This is a genomic window from Terriglobales bacterium (assembly GCA_035543055.1).
Taxonomy (GTDB): domain Bacteria; phylum Acidobacteriota; class Terriglobia; order Terriglobales; family Acidobacteriaceae; genus JAIQFD01.
The window spans coordinates 1-16,727 of sequence record DATKKJ010000033.1 but is presented as its reverse complement, the minus strand read 5'-3'; the positions used below and the strand labels follow the sequence as shown (position 1 = coordinate 16,727).

Below are 16,727 nucleotides of genomic sequence, written 5' to 3'. Positions count from 1 at the left end.
TGCATCTCCTTGGGGCGGCGGCTGTAGGTCAGCGAGACCTCACGCAGGAAATGCCGCGCCAGCAGCGGGATGACTTCCTTGCGCTCGCGCAGCGGGGGCACGAAGAAGGGGATCACGTTCAGGCGGTAGAACAGGTCCTCGCGGAAATTCCCCTTGGAGATCTCCTCTTCCAGGTCTTTGTTGGTCGAGGCGATGACCCGGGCGTCCACGCTGATGGGCTCGTCGCTGCCGACCGGCATGAATCTCTGCTCCTCGAGCGTGCGCAGCACCTTGGATTGCGTCTTCAAGCTCATGTCCCCGACTTCATCGAGGAACAGCGTGCCGCCATCCGCCTTCAGGAAGCGGCCCTCTTTATCGACGGCAGCGCCGGGGAAGGAGCCCTTGCGGTGGCCGAACAGCTCGCTTTCGATCAGGTCCTCGGGGATGGCCGCGCAATTGACCTCGACGAACAGCGCGTCCTTGCGCAGGCTCTGGGCGTGGATGGCGCTCGCCACCAGTTCCTTCCCGGTGCCGGATTCGCCGTAGATGAGCACGCGCCCATTGGTGGGCGCCATCAGGCCGATCTGCTGCCGCAGCGCCTTCATGGGCACGCTCTCGCCCACGATCTCGCCCTTGCTCTGGACTTGCTTCTTCAGGTCCTTGTTCTCGACGCGCAGGCGGCGGGCTTCGGCCGCGTGCTTCACCAGCATCAAGGTCTTTTCCAAGGAAAGTGGCTTTTCCAGGAAGTCATAGGCTCCCAGCTTGGTGGCGCGCACCGCGGTCTCGATGGTGCCGTGCCCGGATATCATGATGACTTCGGGAGCGTCTTCGGATTCCTTGATCTTCTGCAGGGTGTCGAGGCCGTCCATCCCCGGCAGCCAGATGTCGAGCAGCACCACTTCGAAGGCGCGCTTGCGCAGCGCTTCCAGGCAGGCTTCGCCGGTGTCCACCGACGAGACCTTGTAGCCTTCGTCCTCCAGCACGCCCTTGAGCGAGTGCCGGATACCGGGCTCGTCATCCACGATCAGTACGCTGTGCATTTGGCGGTCCGACTACGCATTGGCCGCGGCCGTTTCGCGGTCCGCCACCGGCAGCTCGACCACGAAGCGCGAGCCCATGGGCGAATTTTCCTCCACCCGGATCGAGCCATGGTGGTCTTCGACGATGCGGCTGACGATGGCCAGACCGAGGCCGGTGCCGCGCCGCTTGGTGGAGAAATACGGCAGGAACAGCTTCTCTTTCATCTCGCGGGAGACGCCGAGGCCGGTGTCGGCCACCACGACTTCCACCGCTTCCCGTGAACTCAATAGGGCGGTCGAGATGTGCACCTCGCGCACCAGCGATTCCTGGACGGCTTCGGCGGCGTTGTCCACCAAGTTGGCCAAAGCACGCTTCATCGCCTCGCTGTCCGCCATCACCTGCGGCAGGCCGGCGGCCAGGTGGGTCTCGACGCGGACGTCGTCGAGGCGCCCGTTGAACATCGAAAGCGTGTCTTCGACGATCTGGTTCAGGTTGGCCGGTTGCGGGTGCGAGGCCGGGAACCGTGCCAGGGTCGAGAACTCATCCACCAGCTTGCGCACGGTCTCCACCGCGCCGGTGATGGTTTCGGTGCAGCTCTCGATCACGGCCGCCGAGGCGTCCTGCGGCGCGCTGCCGCGTTCCAGGTGGCGCCGGATGCGCTCGGCGGAAAGGGTGATCGGGGTCAGCGGGTTCTTGATCTCGTGGGCCACCCGCCGCGCCACCTCCCGCCACGCCGCCTGTTTCTGCGCCTTGAGCAGCTCCGAGAGGTCTTCGAACACGACCACGTAGCCCTGCGGTCGTCCACGGTGCTGCAGGGAAGCGATGGTGACGGCCACGCTGATCCGCCCGCGCGGGGTGGCGATGTCCATCTGGCTGGCGGCGCTGCCCATGCGGTCGGCCTTGCGCATCATGTGCTCCAGGTCGGCGGCCACCTCTTCGGCGAACAGCTCGCGCAGCACCGACCCGGCGGCAAAGCTGCGCTTGCCGGACGGGGGAGAGAACAGCCGCTGGAAAGCAGCATTGCTGTGCGTGACCCGGCGATCGGCCTCCAGCGACAGCACCCCGGTGGGAATACTCTCCAGGATGGTCTCAATGTGGCGGCGGCGTTGCTCCAAGGCTACGTTCGCCTCTCCCAGTTGCCGGCTGGAGGCTTCGATCTGGCTGCGGCTGGTCTCCAGCTCCGCTGCCATTCGGTTGAAGGAACTCACCAGCGTCCCGAGCTCATCCGCAGCCGGGATCTCGACCCGGTAATCCAGGCGGCCCCGCGAAATCTCCTGGGTGGCTTCGGCCAGCGCCGCCACCGGCCGCGTCACCAGCCGTGCCAGGAACAGCGATAGCCATGTAGTCGCGAGCAACACCATCACGGTCAGCACCAGGAGCAGGCCCATGTAGGTGCGGCGCACCAGCTTGCGCTCCCGGCTCAGTTCGAAATACATCTGCTGGTTATGCTCGATCTGCGCCAGAGTAGAAATGAACCGCTCGGGCAGCGGCAGGGCCACCACGATCCGTCCGTTGGGCCCCACCGCCCGCGAGGCGACCATGTAGGAGCGCCCGGCGATGGGCACCGGCTTCTGCTTATCGCTGGCCGGGACCTGCAGGATGTCTTGCCGCAGCACGCCCCAGGGCAGCGGGGCGTGGTAGCTGGCCGCCGCGTCTTCATCCACCAGGGCCAATGCGAAACCATTCTGCAAAGTCGTAGCTCTCTGGCGGAACTCCGACATCACGGAGGTGAAGTTGCCACTCTCGAAAGCCCGCCGGGTCTCGGGCAGGACGGCGATCGATTCCGCTTCCGCGGCTGCGTTTTCGGCAGCGTAGCTGGACAGCAGGCGGGCGATTTCGCCCGAGTCTTCGCGCAGTTGCTCCACCGGCCGTGAGAACCACTTGTCGATGGAGCGGTTCATCAGCCCGTACGCGAACAGGAACATGAACAGCACGGGAGTGAAGGAGAGCACCAGCCCGCCCACCACCATCCGGGTCTGGAACTTCGACCCGGCTTTCCCCCCTCGCCGCTCCGCTCCCAGCTTCAGCAGGTTGCGGACCAGCACGAAACTGAGCGCCACCAGCAGCAGGAAGATCACCGCCGACAAGGCCACCAGCAGCAGCGTCTGTTCCGAGGTATTGGGGCGAAGGAAGGGGAGATTGAAGGCCGCCTGGGAGAAGACGATGGCGAACAGCAGGACGATGCCGATGGCGAGCGGAATCAATACCGCCCGCCGGCGGGAGGCGGACCCTGGGATCGTGGAAGACACTAGCGACGGCCCTCGAGGCTGCTGGTACTCGTGGTCCTCAAAGGGGAGCACCATTATAGTCCGAGCCGCCGCTCTCGACGCGGTCCCGCGTCTGCCGCCCTCCGGTCAGCGTGTCAAGGACTCGCGCCGCCTGAGTCTTCAGGCGAACGGAGCAGGTCGGGCCGGTAACCGGAAACGAGTTACGTTCGTTTCATCGCCGGTCCGGATGGCAGGAATCGCTGTAGCGGGCAGCCGTCGCACAGCGCTGCCTTCTTCAGGCAGTGGTGCTTGGCGACCTGCACCAGCAGCGCGTGGTACTCATCGAAGATCCTGGCCTCCACCGGCGCCTCCGTGAGCGTGAGCTTATGCCGCCGCCGGGCCTGCAAGGGCGACACTGGCGGGATGTTCCCGGCCAACCAATCGCCCGCAGGCTGACCATCGAAGGCCCGCTCGAACAATTCCCGGACCCCCTCGTACTTTTCTTTTCCCGTCAGGATGCCGTGTCGTTCGAAGACGCGACGCGTGTACGCGTCCACCACGAACACGGGATGTCCTCCGGCGTAGAGCAGAATGGAGTCGGCGGTCTCGGGGCCTACACCATTCAAGCCCAGTAATTCCGTGCGCAGTTCCGCCGTGGGTCGCGAGAACATCCGGGTCAGCGAACCGCCGTAGCCGGTGTCAAGGAAACTCACGAAATCCTTCAGCCGCTGGGCCTTTTGACGAAAGTATCCGGCTGGACGCACGGCGGCTTCGAGCTCGCGGGTCGATGCCTTGCGCAGGCCGTTCAGGTTGAGCAGCCGGTGCTGGCGGAGATTCCGCAGCGCCCCTTCGACATTCTTCCAGGAGGTGTTCTGCGTCAAGAAGGCCCCGACGATCACTTCCAAGCGGGTGTAGGCCGGCCACCAATCCTGCGGTCCCCAATGCGCCATGAGGGCTTGAAAGTACTGGCGGACGGCCTGGATCGCCCACCCTTGTCTCGCCTGCTCTTGGCCTGACAGGGTGAGGGAAGGGCCGACCGGTGATTTGGCCGTCATTTTCAAGGGAAACCCGATAGATACTCAATCTGTGCCCGGCTTGCTGTTAGGCTGCTGGCTTGTCACCAGGAGCTTTACCAATTTGGTAACAATTCTGGATTGACAAATTATGTCACCCAACATACGATGCGCCCACTCGCAATTGTTATATCCCCCAGTCATTTTCCGGCGCAAAATGGGCGCGCGGCATAAACCTGACTGTTGCACCGATAAGGAAACCGGGGTATGTCTCAAAGGCTCGGCGATCTTCTAGTCAAAGAGAAGGTCATCACTCCTGAGCAGCTGGAACAGGCGCTCAAAGTTCAGAAGGAATCCAACCAACGGTTGGGGTCCGTGCTGGTCAAGCTGGGCTTCCTGTCCGACGAGGACGTGACCAACTTCCTCTCCCGGCAGTACGGCGTTCCCGCCATCAACCTCTCGTATTTTGAGATCGACCCCTCGGTGGTCAAGCTGATTCCTCAGGAGACCGCCAAGCGCTACCAGATCCTCCCATTGAGCCGGGTCGGGGCCTCGCTCACCATCGCCATGGTGGACCCCACCAACGTGTTCGCCATGGACGATATCAAGTTCATGACCGGTTTCAACATCGAGCCGGTGGTGGCGTCGGAGACCGCCATCATGGAGGGTATCGAGAAAGCTTACGGGGCCAGCCACGAAGAGGACCTGGAAAAGGTGATGCAGTCGGTTTCCGAATTCGACGCCGACGTCGAACTCCAGGCCGAAGAAGAAGAAATGGGGATGGAGCAGCTGGAGAAGGCTGCCGACGAGGCCCCGATTGTCAAACTGGTCAACCTCATCCTCACCGATGCGGTGAAACGCGGCGCCAGCGACATCCACATCGAGCCCTACGAGAAGGAATACCGGGTCCGCTTCCGCATCGACGGCATGCTGCAGACCATCATGACGCCGCCGGTCAAGCTCAAGGACGCCATCACCTCGCGCATCAAGATCATGTCCAAGCTGGACATCAGCGAGAAGCGCCTGCCCCAGGACGGCCGCATCATGCTCAAGATGCAGTTGGGCGGCAAAAAGAAGCAGCTCGACTACCGCGTCAGCTGCCTGCCCACCCTGTGGGGCGAAAAGATCGTGCTCCGGCTGCTGGACAAGGAGAACCTGCGCCTCGACATGACCAAGCTGGGTTTCGAGCAGGAGTCGCTCACCAAGTTCGAGAAGGCGATTCTGAAGCCCTACGGCATGGTGCTGGTGACCGGTCCCACGGGCTCGGGCAAGACCAATACCCTGTACTCATCGATCTCTCGTCTGAACACGCCCGACACCAACATCATGACCGCCGAGGACCCGGTCGAGTTCCAGCTGGCGGGCGTCAACCAGGTGCAGATGAAGGAGCAGATCGGCCTGAACTTCGCCGCCGCGTTGCGCTCGTTCCTGCGGCAGGACCCGAACATCATCCTGGTGGGAGAGATCCGCGACTTTGAAACCGCTGAGATCGCCATCAAGGCGGCGCTGACCGGCCACCTGGTGCTCTCCACCCTGCACACCAACGGCGCGCCCGAAACCATCAGCCGCCTGATGAACATGGGCATCGAGCCCTTCCTAGTCGCCACCTCGGTGCACATGATCGTGGCCCAGCGCCTGGTGCGGCGCGTGTGCAAGGACTGCGGCGAGGCCCTCGATCTCCCTCCCCAGACCTTGATCGAGGCCGGCTACACACCCGAGGAATCCAAGACGGTCAAACCCAAAAAGGGCAAGGGTTGCACCACCTGCAACAACACCGGCTACAAGGGCCGTTGCGGCCTGTACGAGGTCATGGAAGTGGACGACGAGCTGCGCGAGCTGATCCTGGTGGGCGCCTCGGCCGTCGAGCTGAAGAAGAAAGCCATCGAGCGCGGCATGATCACCCTGCGCCGGAGCGGGCTCATCAAGGTGATGAACGGCGAGACCACGCTGGAAGAGGTCGCGCGCGAAACCGTGCATTGATCCGAGAACTGAGAACGGAGAACTGAGAACTCAATATGGCCGTCACGCTGAGCGATCTGCTGAAGAAGATGCTGGAGATGAACGGCAGCGATCTGCACCTGACCACCAACTCGCCGCCGCAGGTGCGCGTCCACGGACACTTAACGCCGCTCGAGATGCCGCCGCTGACCGCCCCGGAGACCAAGCAGCTGGCTTACAGCGTGCTCACCGACGCCCAGAAGCACCGCTTCGAGGAGAACCTGGAGCTGGACTTCTCCTTCGGGCTGAAAGGCCTGGCCCGTTTCCGCGGCAACTGCTTCAACCAGCGGGGCGCGGTGGGCGCCGTCTTCCGCGTCATTCCCTTCGAGATCAAGTCGTTCCAGCAGCTGGGGCTGCCGCCGGTGGTGGCCAAGCTGTGCGAGAAGCCGCGCGGATTGGTGCTGGTGACCGGTCCGACCGGCTCCGGCAAGTCCACCACCTTGGCCGCCATGATCGACAAGATCAACACCGAGCGGCACGACCACATCATCACCATCGAGGACCCCATCGAGTTCGTGCACCAGCACAAGAGCTGCCTGGTGAACCAGCGTGAGGTGCACGCCGACACCAAGGGTTTCACCGAGGCGCTGCGCGCCGCGCTGCGCGAGGATCCCGACGTAGTGCTCATCGGCGAGATGCGCGACCTGGAGACCATCGAGGCCGCGTTACGGATCGCCGAGACCGGCCACCTCACCTTCGGCACCTTGCACACCAACTCGGCTGCTTCCACCATCAACCGTGTGATCGACGTCTTTCCGTCCCACCAGCAGTCGCAGATCCGGGCCCAGCTCTCGCTGGTTCTGGAAGGCATCCTTTGCCAGGCGCTGCTGCCCAAGGTGGGCGGGCAGGGCCGGGCCATGGCCATGGAGATCATGGTTCCCAATGCCGCGGTCCGCAACCTGATCCGTGAAGACAAGATCCACCAGATCTATTCCGCCATGCAGTCGGGCCAGGACAAGTTCGGCATGCAGACGTTCAACCAGTCGCTGGCGACGCTGTATTTCCAGAAGCAGATCACCCTGGAGACGGCGATGCTGCGCTCGTCCATGCAGGACGAACTGCAGGAGATGATCAACCGGGGCGCGGGTTTGACCAAGTCGGCAACGGCCGCCGCCCCGGCAGTGCGCAGGTAGGTGCTTCGCCCGATGGGGCGACGCAACTGAGGTAGTCCCGGGCTTAGCCCGGAGTGCGCCACACGATAGTGTGACGCAGGTTGGAGAAGTAGTCCCGGGCTTTAGCCCGGGGATGCGCCACACCATGGTGTAGCGCGAGGGGAGGTCGACAATGCCAGTTTTCACATTCAGCGGCAAGGACGCCGCCGGCAACAAGGTATCGGGCGAGCGGGTAGCGGAGAACAAGCAGGTCCTGGCGGCCAATCTCCGCAGGGAGCGGATCCAGAACCCGGTCATCAAGGAGAAAGGCAAGGAATTCGCCCTGCCCACCATCGGCGGCGGCAAGGTCGCGACCAAGGACATCGCCATCTTCTTCCGCCAGTTCTCCGTCATGATCGACGCCGGTCTGCCGCTGGTGCAGTGCCTGGAGATCCTCGGCGCCAACCAGGAGAACCCGGTCTTCCAGAAATGCCTGACCGGCGTGCGGACGACGGTGGAGGGCGGCTCCACCCTGGCCAACGCCATGCGCGCCTATCCCAAGATCTTCGATGACCTCACCACCAACATGATCGAGGCCGGCGAGACCGGCGGTATTCTCGACGTCATCCTGCAGCGCCTGGCCGCCTACGTCGAAAAGGCGGTCAAGCTGAAAGCGGCGGTCAAGTCGGCCCTGATCTACCCCGTCTCGGTCATCTCCATCGCCGTGCTGGTGGTGGGCGCGCTGCTGAAATTCGTGGTGCCCATCTTCGCCAACCTCTTCCTCGGCTTGGGCGTGGCCCTGCCGCTGCCCACCCGCATCACCATGGGCCTGAGCAAGTTCGTCGGCGACTTCTGGTGGGTCATGTTAGGCGGACTGGTCGGGCTGTTCTTCGGCGTCAAACAGATGCGCAAGCACCCGAGGGGGAGATATATCTTCGACAAGATGATGCTCAACCTCCCTGTCCTGGGCATGCTGTTGCGCAAGATCGCGGTGGCGCGCTTCACCCGGACGCTGGGCACCCTGATCACTTCGGGCGTCCCCATCCTGGAAGGTCTGTCCATCACCGCCCGCACCTCCGGCAACGCGGTCCTGGAGGAGGCGCTGATGAAGGTGCGCAAGGCCATCGAAGAAGGCCGCACCATCGTCGATCCGCTGAAGGAGTCCGGCGTCTTCCCCAACATGGTGACCCAGATGATCGGCGTGGGCGAGGCCACCGGCGCCATGGACAACATGCTGCAGAAGATCGCCGACTTCTATGAGGACGAGGTGGACGCCGCCACCAAGGACATGTTGACCCTGCTGGAACCGATCATGATCGCGTTCCTCGGCGTGGCCGTCGGCGGCATCGTCATCTCGCTGTACATGCCGCTGTTCGCCATGATCGGCAAGCTGGCCGGCTAGTGCTTACCAAGGCGGGCGCACGACTCCTCCGTCGCCCGCCTTTTTGCCCGCGCGACCAACGACCCTAGACCGACGACCAAGTGATGGGTACCGAATTCAACGAACGGTCCTGGCTGGCATGGCTGGTCAAGGTCCGCATCATCATCATCACCTTCCTGGTGGGCATCGAGCTCGCCATCACCCGCCTGACCCCCACGGCGGTCCCCGAAGGCCTCTTCATCGTCAGCATCCTGCTGTGGTACACGATCTCGGTCTTCTTCGTCCTGCTGCTCAGCCTGTGGAGTGACTACCGGCTGCAGTCCAAGATCCAGATCTTCTCCGACCTGGTCTTTTCCACCGCCATCATCTATGTGACCGGCGGCATCGACACCTCGTTCAACTTCCTGTACCCGCTGGTCATCATCGTTTCCAGCATCCTGCTTTCCCGGACCTGGGCCTACATGACCGCAGCGCTCTCGTTCATCGCTTTCGGCGCGCTGCTGGAGCTGTCGTACTTCGACCGGATCCACTCGTATTCGGTCACCCACCCCGATCTGAAGTCGCTGCAGGCCACCATCTTCATCAACCTGTTCGCTTACACCGCCATCGCCTACCTTTCCAGCAACCTGAGCACCAAGCTGCGGCAGGTGGACGTCGAGCTGGCGGACAAGAGCGGCGCCCTCATCAGCCTGCAGGCCCTGCACGAGAACATCATCAACTCCATGACCGGAGGCCTGATCACCACCGACCTGGAGGGCCGCATCACGCTGCTGAACGCCCCCGGGCAGAAGCTGCTGGAGCGGCGCGCCTCCGACGTCTTCGCCCGGCCGGTGGCCGAGCTCTTCCTCGACCGCCTGCCCACCGTCGGCTCTACCGCCACCCGCGGGGAAGTGCGCTCGGTGACGCCGGTCGGCTCGGAGAAACATTTCGCCATCACCGTATCGGCGCTCGAAGTCCCGGACCGCGGCACGCTCGGCTACGTCTACACCTTCGCCGATCTGACCGAGGTCCGGCGCCTGGAGCGCGAGGTGCGCATGCGCGACCGCCTTTCGGCCGTGGGACGCATGGCCGCCGGCATCGCCCACGAGATCCGCAACCCCTTGGCTTCCATCGCCGGCTCGGTCAAGGTGCTGGCCGACATCTCCCCGCTCAGCGAGGAGCAGCAGACCCTGGTCGGCATCGTCACTCGCGAATCCGACCGCCTCAACAAGATCATCTCCGACTTCCTCATCTACTCGCGCGACAAGAGCTATCGCTTTGCCGTCCTCGACCTGGTGCCGCTGCTGGAGGACACCCTCACCCTGCTGGAGAACCGACACCAGTCCGGGTCTGCTCCCGTGACCGTGGAGCGGCGGTTCAGCGTGACGGAAGCGCCCGCGGCGGCCGATGGCGACCGCATGAAGCAGGTCTTCTGGAACATCTGCGAGAACGCCGCCCGCGCCATGCCCGACGGCGGCCGGCTCACCGTGTCCCTGGTGGAGGCCGGCGAGTTCTGGCGCATCTCCTTCGTGGACACCGGCCGCGGCCTCAGCTCCCAGGAGATCGAGAAGATTTTCGAGCCCTTCCAGTCCGGCTTCGACGGCGGCACCGGCCTGGGGCTGGCCATCGTCTATCAGATCGTGCAGGCGCACGATGGCAAGGTCGCGGCCCAGTCGTCTCCGGGCGGTGGGGCCGAGTTCGTGCTCGAGCTCAGGCGCGCCTCGGTTCCGGCGGCGCGAGCGCAGGACGCGGCAGGAGTGACCCGTGGCTAGCGTCCTGGTCTGCGACGACATGCGCAACATCTGCGGGATGCTGGAGATCGCTCTCAAGAAGGGCGGTCACAAGGTCGAGACCGTCAACTCGGGCGCGGAGGCCAAGCGCAAGCTCGATTCCGCCATCTTCGATGTCGTCATCACCGACATCAAGATGCCGCTGACCGACGGCATCGAGGTGCTGCGCCACGCCCGCCGCGTCTCTCCCGACAGCGCCGTCATCCTCATCACCGCCGTCGAGGACTACGAGGCTGCCGTCCAGGCGGTCAAGGTGGGCGCCTTCGATTACATCCAGAAGGGGCCGCACCTGATGGACGAGGTCTCCGTCTCCGTGGAGCGCGCGGTGCAGTCCCTGGTCTTGCAGCGGCAGAACTTCGCCCTCAAGCGCGACGCCGCCGTCCGCAACTCGCTGGATAACATCGTCGGCGCCAGCCCGGCCATCGAGAAACTGAAGGAGACCGTGCGCACCGTCTCCTCCACCGCCAGCACCGTCGTCGTTTTGGGCGAGAGCGGCACCGGCAAGGAGCTGGTGGCGCGCGCCGTCCATGCCTGCTCGCCGCGCGCGTCGGAGCCCTTCGTCTCCATCAACTGCGGCGCCTTCCCCGAGACCCTTCTGGAGAGCGAGCTGTTCGGATACGTGAAGGGCGCCTTTACCGGCGCCACCCAGAACAAGCGCGGGCTCTTCGAGGTGGCCAACGAAGGCACCTTGTTCCTGGACGAGATCAGCGAGATGTCGCTGGCCATGCAGGTCAAGCTGCTGCGCGTCCTCCAGGAACGTACTCTGCGCCCCATCGGCGGCACCGCGGAAGTGCCCATCGACGTCCGCCTGATCGCCGCCACCAACAAGGACCTGGAGCACCAGGTCGCCGAAGGACAATTCCGCGAGGACCTCTACTACCGCATCAGCGTCATCCCCATCAAGGTTCCGCCATTGCGCGAGCGCTGCGAGGACATTCCCGTCCTGGCCAATCATTTCCTCAAGAAGTACGTGGCTGCGGCAGGGAAGAGCATCACCAGCATCCGCGCGGACTCCCTCCAGTCCTTGCAGGATTACGACTGGCCCGGCAACGTGCGCCAACTGGAGAACACCATCGAGCGCGCCGTCGCCCTGGAGAGCGAAAACGAACTGAACATCGAGATCCCGCAGGAGCGTCCCCGGGCCCGCGCCGCGGTGGCCGGAGATCTGCCCTCAGGCTGGAGCCTTCCCAGCGAAGGCGTGGACATGGAACGCTACGTTGCCGAGATGGAGCGTGCCATGATCAGCAGCGCCCTCCGGCAGTCCAACGGGGTCCAGACCAAGGCCGCGGAAATGTTAAAGCTTTCCTATAGGTCTTTCCGACATCTGCTTAAGAAATACGACATCTGAGACTGTCATGGTGAAGGAAGTAGCTGGTAGTTAGTAGCTGGTAGCTGGGGGAACCAGGAGGCCCACCGACCCTACAGTCGCTCCCCTAACTACCAACTACTAGCTACCAGCTACTTCTTCTCTTTGAGTTGCTGCTTCCACCCCAGGACCCTGGCCTTGTTCCCCTCCGCCTCCGCTTCCGGGATCATGCCCTTCTTCTGATAGAGGATGGAGAGCGAGGTGTGCGCCAGGATGTCGCCCGGGTCCAGCTCGGCGATCCTCTTGGCGATCGCGATGGCCTCATCGAGTCTTCCGGTGTCCTGATAGGCGCGGGCCAGGCCGTGGAGCGCGTCGGTAAAGGCGGGGTCGATCGCAATGGACTTGCGGTATTCGGCGATGGCCTCGTCGTGCTTGCCTTCGGCGAACAGGTCCAGCGCCGCGAAGTAGTGGTCTTCTGCTTGCGGATCGGCCATAGTCCGCTGCCGATTCTATCAGCAGGGAAGGCGCGGTCCGCCGTCGCGCTATACTCGAGTGGAACCTCCAATCCACGATGCACACACTGGGTACTGGGTACTAGGTACTGGGTACTTCTTTGATGCGTTATATCCTCCGCTTCCTCTGGAACGCCACCCGCGGGCACCGGCTCGCGCCCTGGCGCAGTCCCTACCTGCGCTGGCGCATCGAGACCTACACCGGCCTGAAGATGAACCAGGTCGGTTTCTTTGAATTCTGGATGTTCGCCTGGAAGGAACGAGCCGAGTTGCTGCGCTTCTTGAAGTGGACCGCCAGGATGGACCAGTACGCTCGCCCCAAGCCTAAGAACCCCTAGTACCCAGTACCCAGACCCACCAGAACGCGCGCGCGCCTTCTCAACTTGGTACTTGGTACTGGGCACTTGGTACTAGATGCTGGCCGCCACCGCTTCTTCCAGCAGGACCCCGACTTCGCTGCCCTTTTCCGCGCCCACCGCGCGATTGGCCGCACCCCGGTTGGTGGCGATCTCCAGGTATCCCATGCTGCCCATGATGCCGAACACCTCGCCCGGCGTCCCCTGGGCGTAGGCGGTCTTCATCTTGGTGATCTCGTGCTTGCCCACCAGGATCTTGAAGGCCGGGGGCTCGGTCTGCAGCAGTTGCGGCACTTCCTTGGCGGTGAGGTTGGTGATCAGGTTGCCGTAGTGGTCCACCTTGAGCACGATGCCCTTCATCAGCTTCTCGTTGATGGGTTTCGGCTTGGGCGCTCCGAAGCGCACGAAGTCGGTGATCTCGTCGCCGAACTTGGCCACTTCCACCCCCTTGCTCAGCCATCCTGCCACCGCGGCGAAGACGTCGCGGCCGTGGAAGGTGTGGCTCACCGGCTGCAGGAAATAGTGCTCGGCGGTGATGTGCCGCACCGAGAGCCGCTCCTCGCGGTCGTACACCAGCGAGAGCACGCCGTTATCGGGCGCCAGGAAGAGGTGCTTTTCGGCGGTCACCACCAGCGGGCGCCGGGTCGTCCCCACCCCCGGATCCACGATCACCAGGTGCACGGTATTGGCCGGAAAGTAACGATAGGCCTGGGTGACGGTGAGGGCGCCGTCGAGGATGTCGTACGGCTGCACCGCATTGCAGATGTCCACGATCTTGACATCGGGATTGATGCTGCAGATCACGCCCTTCATGGCCCCGACGAAGTGGTCCGAAGAGCCGAAATCGGTGGTGAACGTCACCATGCGTTGCATGGGTGGCACGGGAACCCCCTGTGGATGCGGTTCTTACGCGTGTCGGACAGTAACCCGCCACCTGCGGAAAGTCAATGCTTTGCGGCCCCACCTACTGGCATTTTCCCAGGTCTTCGGGTATTGTGTGCAGCACATTCCTTCGTCCGTGGCTTCTTTCGTTTATCGGCACTGATTCGGGCGTTCCTAATCCTTATACTGCACGGCGCACCGAACCTGTGGTGGGGGTGGCCGATGTTGCCAGCTAGTCAACGGGTAGTGCCTCTGCGCGCACCAAGACCGGAGCCTCGGCCGGTCACGGCCTTCGGTCCCTTGCCGCCGGATATCGCGGCCGAACTCGAGGAGATCAGCTACACCCTCCTTTTTCCCACCGGCTCCGTGCTCTTTGCCGAGGGCGACGCAGCCCGTGGCATCTTTGTCCTCGCCGGCGGAAGGGTGAAGCTCTCCATCTGCTCCGGCGACGGCAGGACCTTGATCCTCAGGCTGGCGGAGCCCGGCGACGTGATCGGGATCCCCGCGACCCTCTCGGGGAACCCCTACGAGGTCACGGCTTCTGCTATTGGGCCCTGCCGTTGCGGCTTCATCAAACGCGACCAGTTCCTGCGCCTCATGCATGCTCACAAGGAGATCTGCTTGGGGGTCGCCGAGCAGCTGCGAAGGATGTATTGCAGCGCCTGCTTCGAGATCCGGCGCATCGGCTTGTCGCATTCGGCGGCGGAGAAACTGGCAGAGCTGCTGGTACGGTGGCCCACGACCAATGGAGATTCGCCCGGCCGCATACGCTTCCCTTTCAGTCACGAAGAGCTGGGACAAATGATCGGCAGCTCGCGCGAGACCGTGAGCCGCGTCTTCGCCAGCTTCAAGCGAAAACGCCTGGCGGAGCTGAAGGGCGCGACCCTCCATATCTGGGACCGGGCGGCGCTGGAAGCCGTCGCCGCCGGCGATGGCAACCTCACAAGACTGACGAAAGACAGACCTCAGGCTGCGCCCGAGTCCGGGACGGCCGAAGCCCACTCCGACGACCGCTTCCATCCCGACGGCGTGTAGCGGCGCCCGCACGCACAACCCCTGTGAGAGTGAGTTACGGCTGAATCCCTAACTGCCAGAACAGGAACGTGTACACGTCGGTCGACTCTTCCACCTGCTTGTTGACCGGCTTGCCGGCGCCGTGGCCGGCCTTGGTCTCGATGCGCAGCAGGATGGGGCGGTCGCCGCCGTTGGCTGCTTGCATGCGCGCCGCCATCTTCTTGGCGTGCATCGGGTCTACGCGGGTGTCGGTGTCGGCGGTCAGGAACAGCACCGCCGGATACTTTTCGCCCGGCTTGACGTGATGGTAGGGCGAGTAGGCGTACAGCCACTCGAACTGCTTGGGGTCGTCGGAGGAGCCGTATTCCGGGATCCAGAGCTTGGCGATCTGGAAATTCTGGTAGCGGACCATGTCGAGCAGGGGCACGGCGCAGATGACGGCGCGGTACAGCTCCGGACGCTGGGTCATGGCGGCGCCCACCAGCAGGCCGCCGTTGGAGCCGCCGGAGATGGCCAGGTGCTCGGAGTCGGTGTACTTCTCCCGGATCAGGTACTCGGCGGCGGCGATGAAGTCGTCGAAGACGTTCTGCTTCTTGTCGAGCATGCCGGCGCGATGCCAGTCTTCGCCGTTCTCCGCCCCCCCGCGCAGCTGGGCGTCGGCGTAGATCCCGCCGTGCTCCAGGAAGATGTACACCGAGCGGTTGAAGACCGGCGAGCGGCTGATGTTGAAGCCGCCGTAGCCGCTCAGCAGCGTGGGCGTCTTGCCCGTCTTCTTCAGCTCCTTCTGGTGGACCAGGAACATCGAGACCCGGGTGCCGTCTTTGGAGTTGAACCAGACCTGCTCGACCGCGTACCTGCCGGGATCGACCGGCGCGTCCACCTTGCGCCACAGCGATGCCGCCCCAGCCGTCCCGCGCTCCGGTGCCGATCCCAGGGCGAAGTGATAGACGCTGGGTGGCACGGTGTAGGAGTGGAAGCCGAACAGGACGTCGGAGCTGTCGTAGCTGCCGCCCAGCCCGGTGATGCTGCCCAGCGTGGGCATGGGGACCTCGACCGGGGCGCCGCCGCTCAACGGCAACACTCGCAGCAGGGAATGGGCGTCCTTCTCGTAGGCGGCGACGATGCGTCCGCCGAAGATGTTCACGTCCGACAGAACAGCATCGGTCTGCGGGATGAGCTCCTTCCAGTTCTCCCGCTGCGGCTGGGCGGCGTCCGCCACGAAGACGCGGAAGCGCGGCGCGTCTTCGTTGGTGTGGATGTACAGCTTGCCCTTGTACACCTGTCCGCTGTAGAGGAAGTCCTTTCCCACCGCCACCGGGACCGGCGGCGCGTCCGACTTGCGGTCCTTCAGATAGAGCTCCGATTTCGCCCAGCCCTGGCTGACGCCGATCACCAGCCAGCGGTCATCGTCGGAGAGGGAAACGTACGGATAATCCTGCGGGGCGCGTCCCTCGCCGAAGATCAGCAGGTCCTTCGCCGGGTCGCTGCCCAGCGCGTGGAAGTACACCTTGGGGTAATACACCTCTTCGCCCGCGGGGACCTCGCCTTTCCTGGGATGGCGGGTGTAGTAGAAGCCGGAGTCGTCCTTCAACCAGGCCACGCTGGAGAAGCGCGTGCGCTCGATGGCCTCGGACAGTTGCTTCCCGGTCGCCGTCTCGAGCACGCGCAGCGTGCTCTCCTCGGAGCCATTGGCGCTTGTGCCATAGGCCACGTACTTGCCATCGTGCGAGACGAACCACCAGTCGAGGGCCGTGAGCGCGTCCTTCGACATGGCGTTGACGTCCACCAGGGCGCGGTCGGACCCCATCAAGCCCTGGCGCGCGTACAGCACCGGCTGGTTCTGCCCCGCGTCGCGCCGGGTGTAGAGGAACCAGGCGCCTCCGACCTGCGGCGTCCCCAGGGTACCGATGGCCATCAGGTCCGCCAGGCGCTGGTGGATCTTCTCCCGCCCGGGCAACGGATCGAGTACGCTGCGGGTGTAGGCCAGCTCGTCCTCGACGAATCTCTTGGTCTCCGGGTTCTTGATGTCTTCCAGGTAGCGGTAGGGGTCCACGATGGTCTTTCCGTGGACTACGTCGGTCACCGGCTCCACCTTGGCCTTGGGCGGGGCCGGGAGCTTGCTGGGCCCGCTGCTCTCGGAGGCCACTGCGATCCCTACTGTCAAGAGAAGAAACAAGGTGAGTACCGTGGGCATCGAAT

General features: G+C 63.9%; 13 protein-coding genes. 7 read left to right on the top strand and 6 right to left on the bottom strand.

Going from position 1 to position 16,727, the window contains the following annotated elements; all coding sequences use genetic code 11:
* From VMS96_02255 to VMS96_02245, 3 genes are all read right to left on the bottom strand, one after another.
* Nucleotides 1-1,019: sigma-54 dependent transcriptional regulator (locus tag VMS96_02255; GenBank protein ID HVP42222.1), on the bottom strand; the 1,019-nt coding region annotated here is incomplete at its 3' end.
* A 12-nt stretch (nucleotides 1,020-1,031) separates the two neighbouring features.
* Nucleotides 1,032-3,203, bottom strand: coding sequence for an ATP-binding protein (locus VMS96_02250; GenBank protein ID HVP42221.1), 2,172 nt, complete (start codon nucleotides 3,201-3,203; stop codon nucleotides 1,032-1,034).
* A gap of 224 nt (nucleotides 3,204-3,427) precedes the next feature.
* Nucleotides 3,428-4,156, bottom strand: a complete 729-nt coding sequence (locus tag VMS96_02245; protein ID HVP42220.1) for a hypothetical protein — start codon at nucleotides 4,154-4,156, stop codon at nucleotides 3,428-3,430.
* A 330-nt stretch (nucleotides 4,157-4,486) separates the two neighbouring features.
* Here VMS96_02245 and pilB point away from each other — a divergent pair, with 330 nt between their 5' ends.
* From pilB to VMS96_02220, 5 genes are all read left to right on the top strand, one after another.
* Entirely contained in the window at nucleotides 4,487-6,199 is a 1,713-nt protein-coding gene (gene pilB / locus VMS96_02240; protein HVP42219.1) for a type IV-A pilus assembly ATPase PilB, read from the top strand.
* Nucleotides 6,200-6,234: 35 nt separating this feature from the next.
* A complete protein-coding gene (locus VMS96_02235; protein HVP42218.1) occupies nucleotides 6,235-7,350 on the top strand; it encodes a type IV pilus twitching motility protein PilT in 1,116 nt (371 codons plus the stop codon).
* A 151-nt stretch (nucleotides 7,351-7,501) separates the two neighbouring features.
* Nucleotides 7,502-8,710: a type II secretion system F family protein gene (locus VMS96_02230; protein HVP42217.1), complete on the top strand. Its 1,209-nt coding sequence runs from the start codon at nucleotides 7,502-7,504 to the stop codon at nucleotides 8,708-8,710.
* An 83-nt stretch (nucleotides 8,711-8,793) separates the two neighbouring features.
* The gene (locus VMS96_02225; protein HVP42216.1) at nucleotides 8,794-10,440 is read left to right on the top strand and encodes an ATP-binding protein; all 1,647 of its coding nucleotides are present in this window, start codon (nucleotides 8,794-8,796) and stop codon (nucleotides 10,438-10,440) included.
* Nucleotides 10,433-11,806 carry a sigma-54 dependent transcriptional regulator gene (locus VMS96_02220; protein ID HVP42215.1) on the top strand — a complete coding sequence of 458 codons (1,374 nt, stop codon included), beginning with the start codon at nucleotides 10,433-10,435 and terminating at the stop codon, nucleotides 11,804-11,806. The genes VMS96_02225 and VMS96_02220 overlap by 8 nt, the downstream gene beginning before the upstream one ends.
* Before the next feature lie 110 nt (nucleotides 11,807-11,916).
* Here VMS96_02220 and VMS96_02215 read toward each other — a convergent pair whose 3' ends face one another.
* Nucleotides 11,917-12,258: a tetratricopeptide repeat protein gene (locus VMS96_02215; protein ID HVP42214.1), complete on the bottom strand. Its 342-nt coding sequence runs from the start codon at nucleotides 12,256-12,258 to the stop codon at nucleotides 11,917-11,919.
* A 122-nt stretch (nucleotides 12,259-12,380) separates the two neighbouring features.
* Here VMS96_02215 and VMS96_02210 point away from each other — a divergent pair, with 122 nt between their 5' ends.
* Nucleotides 12,381-12,614, top strand: a complete 234-nt coding sequence (locus tag VMS96_02210; GenBank protein HVP42213.1) for a hypothetical protein — start codon at nucleotides 12,381-12,383, stop codon at nucleotides 12,612-12,614.
* A 72-nt stretch (nucleotides 12,615-12,686) separates the two neighbouring features.
* Here the strand turns inward: VMS96_02210 and VMS96_02205 are convergent, their stop codons facing one another.
* Nucleotides 12,687-13,505: an SAM-dependent chlorinase/fluorinase gene (locus VMS96_02205; protein ID HVP42212.1), complete on the bottom strand. Its 819-nt coding sequence runs from the start codon at nucleotides 13,503-13,505 to the stop codon at nucleotides 12,687-12,689.
* Nucleotides 13,506-13,814: 309 nt separating this feature from the next.
* Here VMS96_02205 and VMS96_02200 point away from each other — a divergent pair, with 309 nt between their 5' ends.
* The gene (locus tag VMS96_02200) at nucleotides 13,815-14,549 is read left to right on the top strand and encodes a Crp/Fnr family transcriptional regulator (GenBank protein HVP42211.1); all 735 of its coding nucleotides are present in this window, start codon (nucleotides 13,815-13,817) and stop codon (nucleotides 14,547-14,549) included.
* Nucleotides 14,550-14,583: 34 nt separating this feature from the next.
* On the opposite strand, the gene VMS96_02195 is transcribed toward VMS96_02200, so the two are convergent.
* Nucleotides 14,584-16,727: prolyl oligopeptidase family serine peptidase (locus VMS96_02195; GenBank protein ID HVP42210.1), on the bottom strand; the 2,144-nt coding region annotated here is incomplete at its 5' end.

Coding starts and splice junctions, on each gene's coding strand:
- VMS96_02245 (HVP42220.1), bottom strand. CDS start 4,156: ATGGCGCATTGGGGACCGCAGGATTGGTGGCCGGCCTACACCCGCTTG.
- pilB (HVP42219.1), top strand. CDS start 4,487: ATGTCTCAAAGGCTCGGCGATCTTCTAGTCAAAGAGAAGGTCATCACT.
- VMS96_02235 (HVP42218.1), top strand. CDS start 6,235: ATGGCCGTCACGCTGAGCGATCTGCTGAAGAAGATGCTGGAGATGAAC.
- VMS96_02230 (HVP42217.1), top strand. CDS start 7,502: ATGCCAGTTTTCACATTCAGCGGCAAGGACGCCGCCGGCAACAAGGTA.
- VMS96_02225 (HVP42216.1), top strand. CDS start 8,794: ATGGGTACCGAATTCAACGAACGGTCCTGGCTGGCATGGCTGGTCAAG.
- VMS96_02215 (HVP42214.1), bottom strand. CDS start 12,258: ATGGCCGATCCGCAAGCAGAAGACCACTACTTCGCGGCGCTGGACCTG.
- VMS96_02210 (HVP42213.1), top strand. CDS start 12,381: ATGCGTTATATCCTCCGCTTCCTCTGGAACGCCACCCGCGGGCACCGG.
- VMS96_02205 (HVP42212.1), bottom strand. CDS start 13,505: ATGCAACGCATGGTGACGTTCACCACCGATTTCGGCTCTTCGGACCAC.